The organism is Vibrio sp. 10N.261.52.A1, from assembly GCF_002876325.1.
In the GTDB taxonomy this organism is placed as follows: Bacteria; Pseudomonadota; Gammaproteobacteria; order Enterobacterales; family Vibrionaceae; genus Vibrio; species Vibrio chagasii.
The window spans coordinates 1-10,120 of sequence record NZ_MCYD01000631.1 but is presented as its reverse complement, the minus strand read 5'-3'; the positions used below and the strand labels follow the sequence as shown (position 1 = coordinate 10,120).

Sequence of the window (10,120 nt, the reverse complement as noted above, 5' to 3'; positions counted from 1 at the left end):
ATTGTCAATATGGATTTGTTGACTTGGAGTTAATTTTAGAATTGTAAATATAATTGATTTAGACAGAATCTATATTTGTTTTATCTAATTTAGAATGTTCTTCTTTGGTGAGGAGGTTACTTTGAAATTTTCAATGTAATGGATTAGTTTTTACTATAAAAAGTGATCTTCACTCACGATGATAGGTTGGTTTAAATCATAGAGGATAGTCATGATGGCAAGAGTAGAGAATAGCTGTTTCGATAGTGATAGCCATAGTCGCAATTAACGCCTTTCACTTCGTTGTGAAAGGCGTTTGTATTTGAATCTACTTCACTTTAACTAGCGTACTTGAATCGGTGTGTGCGAAGGCTTTGTCGTAGATCTCCAAACCTGTGGTTTGAGAGTAGGTCAGTGTGTCGTCTGAGATGCTGATGTTCATTGTGAAGTCTGTGGTGGTTGCGTTGTCTGTCATGTATTCAGACTCGGCGATACCGCGTTTAGAAGCGACCAAGGTCATAGTGTCGCCGGCAGGGCCTTCAGCGGTGACACATGTGGTGCGTGGAACACAGTAAGAGTTGTAGACGATCTGATTTTTCTGATCGTAAATAAAGTAACCGCGTTGATCGTGGAATTTAGAATCATCAGCCTTTCGGAATACTTCCTGTTTATAGTAAAGCGCAACGAGATATTGGTCGCTGGCGTTGGTGGCATCTGCGGCTACTTCAAATGTCATTACTTCATAAAATGGTGTCACAGCAGGGCCTCCTGCACCCACATCAGTCCCTTCTTGACCTGGCGATACATCAATGCCGCCAGCTTCCACAGATTTCCAGGTGCCAACTAATTTTGCTAATGGCCCGAAGTCCATCCCATCGATTGTGTTGTGATCTGCAAATGCTGGAAACGAGATTGCCGTTGCGATACCCAATGCTAATACTTTTTTCACACTAACTTCCTTATATAGTTATTTGACTTAATTAACAATAAAGGTGCTGTGAAACCAGTTTATTAACCCAGATCAGTGTTGCTGGTTAATATGAAAGCGAAGTGTAAGTTGATGTATCAGTCAATAAGGGAATGTTAATGCGTTTGAATATTGAACAGTAGCCTTGGTTTCTCATCCGAATTTAAGGGGGGAAGTCGTAGGTTTATTGGCGTCTTAAGGTTGAGGTCAGTTATCAGGTTTGAAGTCATCTAAACTTAAAGTTTGTATTTCAGAAAATACGACAATCTGGGCTCTAAAAACGTTCTCGAAATAAATGTAAATTAACGCTTTACCTCAACTTAACTTGAGGTATTAGGATATGCAACGTTGCTTACGAGAATACTTTAAGGAGAGAAGAATGATCCAACTTGAACATATAAATTTAGTCGTTAAAGACATCCCAGAAATGCTGACTTTCTACAAAGCGGCATTCCCTCATTGGTATGTTCGCGATGAAGGAAAGGGCGAATGGTCAGGTAAGCCGCGAAACTGGTTACACTTCGGAGATGAGTATCAGTATATCGCCATGAGTGATCATGGTGAGGGTGAGAATAGAGATTTAGATGGGCACTCTGTTGGTCTCGCACACTTCGCTTATGTGACCAATAATATCGAAAGCGTCACTCAACGTCTAATCGATGCGGGCTTCCCGATTGCTAAACCCGGTGCTGAAGAGCCTTATCGCAAGAACGTTTATTTTGTGGACCCGGCCGGCTTTGAGGTCGAGTTCGTTGAATATCTGAGTGATGATCCCAAGCTTCGAAATGCTACAAGTTAGCAGAATCGTTAGGTAGGAAAACTGAAAAAGGCATTGTGGAACACTCCGCAATGCCTTTTTAGATTGATTAGCTAGCTGGTCTTTCGCTCGGTGTTCTATTTAGCTTTGAACGGCACCAATAGCTGTTTCCCAAACACATTAATAAGCGCGCCAGTGACAATCAGACCACCACCAAGATATGTCCATATTGATGGGATCTCATTGAAGATCCATACGCCTAACAATGCAGAGAAGACGATTTGAACATAAGAGTAAGCCGAAGCTTTTCCTGCTGCTTGAGTTTGCATTGCCTTGGTTAAACCGTATTGGCCAATTTGAGTGAATACCCCAACCAAAACCAACATCACGGTTAAGAATAGGCTTGGCATTACAAAGTCGTTCCAAATAAGCACTGTCGATATCGGTAGAGCTACTAATGGGAAGTAGAAGATGATGACAGAGCTGTCTTCTGTTTGGCTCAGCTTTCGGACAATCACATAAGCAATTGAGCTACCAAACGCTCCAAGTAATGCCACCAGAATACTGAATAACGGCAAATCGCTGCTTACGTTACTGTTCATACTTGGTTGTACCATCACCAATAAGCCCGCTAGACAGAACGCAATGCAAATCATAGTCGATTTTTGGACACGTTCTTTGAGGAATAACACGCCAAGCAAGGCAGTAAATACGGGGTGTACGTATTGTAGAATGGTCGCTTCAGCTAACGGTAACGTGGTTACGGCGTAGTACACACACATCAGCGCTGCAGTGCCGACTGCACCCCGAACAAACAACAGTGGTTTGTTGTTACCCCAGATAGAAATGCCTTTTCGTTTTACGTCGATATAGCTAATGATCAAAGACACTAACGCCCTTGCCGCAACGATCTCAAATACAGGTATGCCATAGTTGCTGATGTATTTCACACAGGCTGACATCAGTGCGAACCCAAAAGCGGAGAGGAGCATGAATCGAACCCCAACAGGGATCATTGTAAAAGAGAAAGAAGGCATAAAAATATCAATCGGTTGAGGGAAAAGGAATCATAGCTTAGTTTAGGAGAGCCGACCAAAGCCTTTGTCTTTTTCTCGTCAACTTGATTCAATTAATTCTCATTTCTACTCTTCTACTTGGTACGGATACATCAATGTACCGCCTAACTTACATCACATTTTGCCTCACATAATATCGACTATGGCTCAGTTTTATAAAATCAACATCAACAGAAGGTGACGCTAATCCAACTCTGATTTATAGGACGTTTTAATTGTCCTTATCACTCATATCATTCCTGTGAATTTGTAATGAGAGATATGTTCTATGAAGCCAATAAATACCTTACTCATATCCACACTTGCGCTTTGCTCTTTTAGTTCAGCGACTTATGCCGATACCATTTTGCATGCATTTAACTGGAAATATTCAGATGTGACAGTTAATGCCAATCAAATTGCCGAAGCTGGTTATAAGAAAGTTCTGGTTGCTCCGGCAATGAAATCCAGTGGCACCCAATGGTGGGCGCGTTATCAACCACAAGATCTACGCACGATTGATTCTCCATTGGGGAATAAACAAGATCTAGCAGCAATGATTGCCGCGCTGAAAAGTGTCGGTGTTGATGTGTACGCGGATGTTGTACTCAACCACATGGCGAATGAAAGCTGGAAGCGAAGTGACTTGAACTACCCTGGTACAGAAGTGCTAAACGAGTATGCCAGCCGCTCAAGCTACTATGCTGACCAGACTCTTTTCGGCAACTTAGCGCAAGGTTTTGTTTCGGCTAACGATTTCCATGCTGCAGGCTGTATTACAGACTGGAACGATCCGGGACATGTTCAATACTGGCGTTTGTGTGGTGCTGATGGCGATACTGGGCTACCCGATCTCGACCCAAACAACTGGGTAGTGTCACAGCAACGTTTGTATTTGAAGGCGCTAAAAGAGATGGGTATCAAGGGCTTCCGCATTGATGCGGTGAAACACATGAGCCAGTACCAAATCGACCAAGTATTTACGCCTGAAATCACATCGAACATGCATGTGTTTGGTGAGGTGATTACCAGTGGTGGGGCAGGGAACAGTGGCTATGAGTCTTTCTTAGCCCCTTACTTAAACAACACCAACCACTCAGCGTACGATTTCCCGTTGTTTGCTTCGATTCGAGCAGCTTTTTCTATGGGCGGCGGTTTAAACCAATTGCACGATCCACAAGCTTACGGACAAGCTTTGCCTGATAGCCGTGCCATTACCTTTACTATCACACATGACATTCCAACCAACGACGGCTTCCGTTACCAAATTATGGATCCGCAAGATGAGCAGCTTGCTTATGCGTATATCCTTGGTAAAGATGGCGGAACGCCGCTGATCTACAGTGATGATCTTCCTGATTCTGAAGATAAGGATAATGGTCGTTGGGGTAATGTGTGGAACAGTTCGATAATGAAAAACATGTTGAGCTTTCATAATGCGATGCAAGGCAAAATAATGACCATGATTTCAAGTGACCAGTGCACTTTGCTGTTCAAGCGTGGCAAAGAAGGGGTAGTTGGGATAAACAAATGTGGAGAAACGCGTGGCGTGACCGTTGACACTTACCAACACGAGTTCAATTGGCATGTTCAATACAAAGACGTATTAAGCAGCGCGACAGAAACCATTTCTTCTCGCTATCATACGTTTAACCTGCCACCACGCAGCGCGCGTATGTTTAAGTTGTAAATTCTATCGAGCTAAACCACTTAGCTCATTAAGCAAGAACGAAGTATAAGCCTCAGCACATGCTGTGGCTTATTCATTTGACGTAAGCTTGTGTTCAGTGTTGGTCTTCAATCACTCCTGACCAATGATTTTGCTGGGAGAGTGCTTTCAACAATTCGATCTCTTTCGCAGTCTCTATTTTAAGCCACTCAATCAAGTCGTTGATCACTGCAGAGTGAGTACGCTGATGGATGAAGTAGGTCCAAGCACTGTGTTGAATCTTGGCATTTTGCGGGCAGTGCAAGAAACCTCGTTGTAAATCCTGCAAAACCAAAAGCAGATCCGTTACCGTCACGCCTTCACCAGATAAGCAGGCACTGAGCGCCATATCCAAAGATAGGAAGCTGGTATTTCTAACAGGCTTTGTCGGTGGCGATTCGACATCGGCCAGCCATACCTTCCAGTCATGGTGATCTAAAGTCGGGTGAAGCCTTGGCATGGTTAAGATCGAATCGAGGTCGGTATCTTTCTTAGTTAAACCTAAAGCATTGGTTAAGCTTGTGGAACACACGGGTGCCATAAACTCTTCACGCAAGAAAGTGATGTCAGGAGCATTGTCATAGCGGCTTTTGAATCGAGTATGGAAGATCAACAGGTCATACTTACTGCTGTTAATGGCTTCATCTTCTTCTATCACAGGAACAATAACGATTTCGTAATCTGGGTAACGCTCGTTTAATTCACGAACCTTAGAGATCAACACGCGCGTAGCAAAACTCAGGGTTGCCTTGATCACGATACGTTTCTGCTTCGGTTCTCTCCAAGAAGCGATAACCGATTCGATATTGCCGTAGCTTTCTCGCAAAGCGACATACAAATCATGACCTTGTACCGTTAATTCAATGGCTCGATGCTTACGAATGATCAGCGATGCGTTCAGCTCATCTTCAAGCTGTTTGATCTGACGGCTGATTGCACTCTGTGTCACGTTGAGCTCATCGGCGGCAAGTGTAAAGCTCATCAGTCTCGCTGCCGCTTCAAAGGCTTTTAAGCCATTATGTGAGGAAGGCAGACTAGGATATGGGGTCATAATTCGTTCGCATGAGTTTTTGGAATGTTAGAGTCGCAAATTTATCAATTGAACGCTAGTCCCATCGATCGTATTTTGGGCGAAATTAACAGAGGCGCTCATGAAAAAAATACTGACTCTTGCATTCCCTTTGATCATTTCACAGCTGATATCCATGGCTTTAGTCCTTACTGATGTTTGGATGATGTCGCGAATCAGCGTGTCAGCCCTTGCTGCTGGTGGCTTAGGCGCGTCTATCTACTTTTTTGTCTTCATTATTGCGAGCAGTACAGTTGGTTGTGTGGCAAACCTGATCGCTATTGCTTATGGTCAACGAGTCGCTCGCCCTGAATTTGGTAATAGCCAAATTAGGTTGGCTGTGAAAGGCGCAACCATGCTGGCGTTTGTGCTTAGTGCACTCTTAATGACAAGCTTTTGGTTAGCACCTTTGGTGTTAGAAGCTGCCAAGCAACCACAGGAAGTGATTACCTTAGCGATGGAGTATGTGCACGCTCTAAAATGGGTGATGTTGCCTTCGCTTATTTTATTGGTGCTGCGCGGCTTAACCAGTGCGTTTGGTAATGTGCGCTCTATTCTAGTGATGTCGATTATCACTGTGATCTTAAATGTGCCAGTGAGTTACTTCCTCACGTTCCAGTTAGATATGGGCTTAACAGGCTTGGGCTTAGGTACGGCTATTGCGGCATTCATCGTAATGATTGGATACACGGTTTGGGTGTTTAAACGTGACGAATTCAAACCGTTCGCCCCTTGGCTCCATACCGAAGAGTACTCCATCAAGCTGATGAGCCCGTTGTTGTTAATGGGTTTACCTATCGCCTTGGCGGCGTTACTTGAACATGGCTTGATTTACGGCGGCACCTTAATGGCAGGGACGATCAGCATAGCCTCTCTGGCGTTGCATCAAATCTTACTGCAATGCTTAAGCTTTACTTGGAACTTCAACTTCGGTTTCTCGCAAGCTGCGGCAATTTTGGTTGGCCGTGATTATGGCGCAGGCAACTATGAAGGCATCAAAAGAACTTCGATTCAAAGCTTTATATTAGTGTCAGTGTTGAGTGTCGCTTTGTCTGCCGTGTTCATCATATGGCCTGAGATGATCGCTTCTATCTTCAAGCTAGACGACGGCACAGGAGCAATGACATCGCTATTGGCCTCGGTTATCTGGGTTGTTGCACTCTGCTTTATCGTTGATGCTTGGCAGTTGTTAGCAATCAACCTGCTTAGAGGGATGAAGATTGTCTCTATGCCTACGGTGATGACGGCAATTGGTTACTGGGTGTTTGGCCTACCTGCAGCTTGGTACTTAATGCCCAAGTTTGAATTGGCCGGAATCTGGGGCGGAATTGGTGTTGGCTTGGGAGTGACAGGCATTCTGCTGCTTATTCATTTGATGGTTGTGCTTAACAAAAACAGCAAGGCTCCAAATATCGGTTGTTCTGCTTACTCTTAATTTTCTCAGTGAGATTATTACTGACAAACAAAAGCCACAGACAATACTGTGGCTTTTGTTTGTCTCATTGATTCAAGGGGGAGTGAATCAATATCAGGAATCAGGGGGCGCTATGGTTAGCTAGGTTCGACTTTTGTGTGCTCACTGTCCATCAGAGAGCGCAGACTTCATCATGGTTTTGAACTGCTCTTTTTGCTCTTCAGTTAACACGTTGTAGATGTTGTTCTTAAGACGCATCTCTTGCATCACCATCGACTTCTCGGTCGCTTGAACCGTATCAATGACCTTTTCCATCTCAGCTTCATTGAATTCAGGCTGAGTCACTAGGGCGACCTGCTTTTTCTTAAGTTCTATCGCGCTATTCATATCAATCTTTGTTCGATCAGATTGATAGTCTTCAATAAGAGATATGACTTCCGCATGTTGTTCTTCACTTAGGTTTAAAGAAGCAATAACCATTTGCAATGGGCTCACTGCTAGTTGTGGCGGTTGTTGTGGTGATGAGGCACTCACAAACGGAGCGGTAACGAGTAAAGCTGAAGCAGTTAATACACAAAGCGACTTTTTCAGTGATTTCATTGAGTTTCTCCTGTTAGTGGAAACATGAGTATAGGTGAGTAAGCTGAACTCGATATGAACATGTTGTTCAGTTTAATTTGCCGAGTTCATTGCGTTCACTTACTTGCGCTCGTCTAAGCACAGAGCGACTTAGACCTTGGTCTTACAGAAACCGAGCTAAAAGGTGACTAGAATGATTTGAGTCGCTCACCGTTATATCAAGGAATATACAAATGGAAGTTGGATTGTTCTGGGCTGAGAAGGGAATGTTAGTGCTTGGTGCACTGTTTGTCTTAACGAGTGTGATGCAGTATGGAAAACGCAGTAGTGATTGGAAAGGCGTGATCACTATGTTTTATAAACGTATTCCAATGAGCGTTGCAGAGTATAAGTGGTATCGCTTGGGCATTGCATTATTGGTGTTTGCGGTAATCATTCGCTTCGCGCTGCTTATCCTATGGCCGAGCTATCAGCTATAAACCGTCGTCATTGCGTAAGGTCATCGAAACTTAACCATCAGTATTGAGCTTTAATAAACTTCGTTGTTAAGGCTCTCACTTCATAAAATAATGCTGTTATGTTCACTAAAGATAGTTGTTATAGCCCTTGTAGCATATTGTTTTTTAGGAAAAATCACTCAAAATAATCGCTCATCTGTTCGTTTTATCATTCTTATTAATAATCGACATATAAATCTATTCACCCCGTACCTGATACCATAATGATCTGTTACACTCGTCCGAATTAGCTTTGATTTATCAGTGGTGCATTTATGTCGTTCCCAGTTCTTATATGTGATGATTCTGCGTTAGCACGGAAGCAGATGGCTCGATCACTGCCTAGTTCTCTAAATGCAGATATAACTTTTGCTGTTCATGGGCTTAATGCACTTGAAGAGCTAGCTCAAAACCAGTTCAAACTGATGTTCCTTGATCTCACCATGCCGGAATTAGATGGCTATGGCACATTGGAAGAGATGCAACGTTTAGGTGACACCACACCCGTTGTGGTTGTTTCTGGTGATATCCAACCAAAAGCGCAGCAGAAGGTCATGGACCTTGGTGCTAAAGCGTTTTTGAAAAAGCCGATTGATAAAGAAGCGTTAAAAGCGATTTTACGTGAGCATGTTGAGCCACCAAAACAGCCTCAACTTATTACGCCAGCACCGCTAGAGTTACCGATTCTGCGCCGACGTGACATCTATATGGAAGTTGCGAACGTTGCGATAGGTCGAGCAGCAGATGCACTGGCGCGCCACTTTAATGTATTCGTTCACTTACCATTGCCGAACGTGAACATCTTCGAAGTGAGCGAATTGCACATGGCACTTCGTGACTTGGCTGACAACGACCAAGTATCCGGTGTTTGCCAAGGCTTCAGTGGAGAGGGGATTGCAGGTGAAGCGTTAGTATTGCTCAGTGACTCCAGTGTGAGCGATCTTAAAAAGCTCATGAAGGTTCCGACTGAAAGTGAAGAGCTGGAAGAGTTAGAATTACTGATGGATGTGTCGAATATTCTCGTTGGCTCTTTCCTTAACGGGCTAGGGGAGCAGTCCGAGGTTCGTTTCTTCCAGAGTTCGCCGGTTCTACTAGGGCAACACATCTCGATTGATTCTGTTATCGAAAACACGAGTGGTTCGTTCAAGAAGACCATGACCTTCGAAGTCAGCTATAACATTGATGGTACTTCTATCCGTTGTGACCTTCTGTTTATGTTTGTTGACGAGTCTCTGCCTCTTCTAGACAATAAATTGGCCTACCTAATGGAGGAGTTTTAATATGCTGAATCTTCCTGCTGAATTTGAACAGTTCCACTGGATGGTGGACATGGTTCAAAACGTCGATATGGGGCTGGTGGTCATCAATCGTGATTTTGAGGTGCAAGTTTGGAATGGTTTCATGACGCACCATAGCGGTAAGCAATCGCACGATGCGATTGGTAAATCGATCTTTGAACTTTTCCCTGAAATCCCAGAAGAGTGGTTTAGGCTTAAAACAAAACCGGTTTATGACTTAGGCTGTCGTAGCTTTATTACGTGGCAACAAAGGCCTTATCTGTTTAAGTGCCGTAACGTGAGGCCAGTAACTCAGCAAGCCGACTTTATGTATCAGAACGTCACGCTTAACCCAATGCGTTCTCCAACTGGGCAAGTGACATCCTTGTTCTTGTCGATTCAAGATGCGACTGCTGAAGCTCTGATGTCTCAGAAAAAGACTTAACGTACCTTAAGGTGAAAATTGAATCGCCTTATAAGAGCACTCTGAACACTAGTAAAAATGGCCAAGGTTAATCCCCTTGGCCATTTTGTATCTGATTTAGTAGTAATGAGTTCGGATTAAAGAAGGCGTTCTGTGTTCGTTAACTTTAGTCGAGCTGTTGTTAGGCTCTATCAACAGCGGTTTGTACCCGCTGGAATCTCATCAGTAAGCATATCTAACAAGCCATATTCTGTGGATTTTACCCCCGCTCATCCAAGTTTCGAACGTGTTAATCGATCTTGTCTTTGTACTTTATAAATTTCAGGGCTAATGAAAGAGGGCTGAGATCGGCTCGCGAAGCGAAAAAAGTCAGAAAAAAATGAAATTATTTAAG

At 43.6% G+C, this 10,120-nt stretch carries 10 protein-coding genes; 6 read left to right on the top strand and 4 right to left on the bottom strand.

From position 1 onward, the window contains the following. Positions 1-307: 307 nt before the first annotated feature. Positions 308-928 (bottom strand): heme-binding beta-barrel domain-containing protein, encoded by a 621-nt coding sequence (locus BCT81_RS11615; protein ID WP_102424420.1) that lies wholly within the window; start codon positions 926-928, stop codon positions 308-310. A 397-nt stretch (positions 929-1,325) separates the two neighbouring features. On the opposite strand from BCT81_RS11615, the gene BCT81_RS11610 reads away from it, so the two are divergent. Then, positions 1,326-1,745 (top strand): VOC family protein, encoded by a 420-nt coding sequence (locus BCT81_RS11610; RefSeq protein ID WP_102424418.1) that lies wholly within the window; start codon positions 1,326-1,328, stop codon positions 1,743-1,745. Positions 1,746-1,840: 95 nt separating this feature from the next. Here the strand turns inward: BCT81_RS11610 and BCT81_RS11605 are convergent, their stop codons facing one another. Then, positions 1,841-2,740 (bottom strand): DMT family transporter, encoded by a 900-nt coding sequence (locus BCT81_RS11605; protein WP_102424416.1) that lies wholly within the window; start codon positions 2,738-2,740, stop codon positions 1,841-1,843. Between the two features lie 307 nt (positions 2,741-3,047). Between BCT81_RS11605 and BCT81_RS11600 the strand changes: the two genes are divergently transcribed. Further along, positions 3,048-4,448: an alpha-amylase family protein gene (locus BCT81_RS11600; protein WP_102424415.1), complete on the top strand. Its 1,401-nt coding sequence runs from the start codon at positions 3,048-3,050 to the stop codon at positions 4,446-4,448. 94 nt (positions 4,449-4,542) lie between these two features. Here the strand turns inward: BCT81_RS11600 and BCT81_RS11595 are convergent, their stop codons facing one another. Continuing rightward, positions 4,543-5,517 carry a LysR family transcriptional regulator gene (locus tag BCT81_RS11595; protein ID WP_102424413.1) on the bottom strand — a complete coding sequence of 325 codons (975 nt, stop codon included), beginning with the start codon at positions 5,515-5,517 and terminating at the stop codon, positions 4,543-4,545. Positions 5,518-5,617: 100 nt separating this feature from the next. Between BCT81_RS11595 and BCT81_RS11590 the strand changes: the two genes are divergently transcribed. Next, positions 5,618-6,970, top strand: a complete 1,353-nt coding sequence (locus tag BCT81_RS11590; RefSeq protein WP_102424411.1) for an MATE family efflux transporter — start codon at positions 5,618-5,620, stop codon at positions 6,968-6,970. Positions 6,971-7,111: 141 nt separating this feature from the next. Here the strand turns inward: BCT81_RS11590 and BCT81_RS11585 are convergent, their stop codons facing one another. After that, positions 7,112-7,549, bottom strand: coding sequence for a Spy/CpxP family protein refolding chaperone (locus tag BCT81_RS11585; RefSeq protein ID WP_102424409.1), 438 nt, complete (start codon positions 7,547-7,549; stop codon positions 7,112-7,114). A gap of 212 nt (positions 7,550-7,761) precedes the next feature. Between BCT81_RS11585 and BCT81_RS11580 the strand changes: the two genes are divergently transcribed. From BCT81_RS11580 to BCT81_RS11570, 3 genes are all read left to right on the top strand, one after another. Next, positions 7,762-8,007 (top strand): hypothetical protein, encoded by a 246-nt coding sequence (locus BCT81_RS11580; protein ID WP_102424407.1) that lies wholly within the window; start codon positions 7,762-7,764, stop codon positions 8,005-8,007. Between the two features lie 293 nt (positions 8,008-8,300). Next, complete coding sequence (locus BCT81_RS11575) at positions 8,301-9,305, top strand: response regulator (RefSeq protein WP_032498090.1); 1,005 nt, start codon at positions 8,301-8,303, stop codon at positions 9,303-9,305. Between the two features lies 1 nt (position 9,306). Next, positions 9,307-9,747: a PAS domain-containing protein gene (locus tag BCT81_RS11570; RefSeq protein WP_102424405.1), complete on the top strand. Its 441-nt coding sequence runs from the start codon at positions 9,307-9,309 to the stop codon at positions 9,745-9,747. The last annotated feature ends 373 nt before the right edge of the window (positions 9,748-10,120 follow it).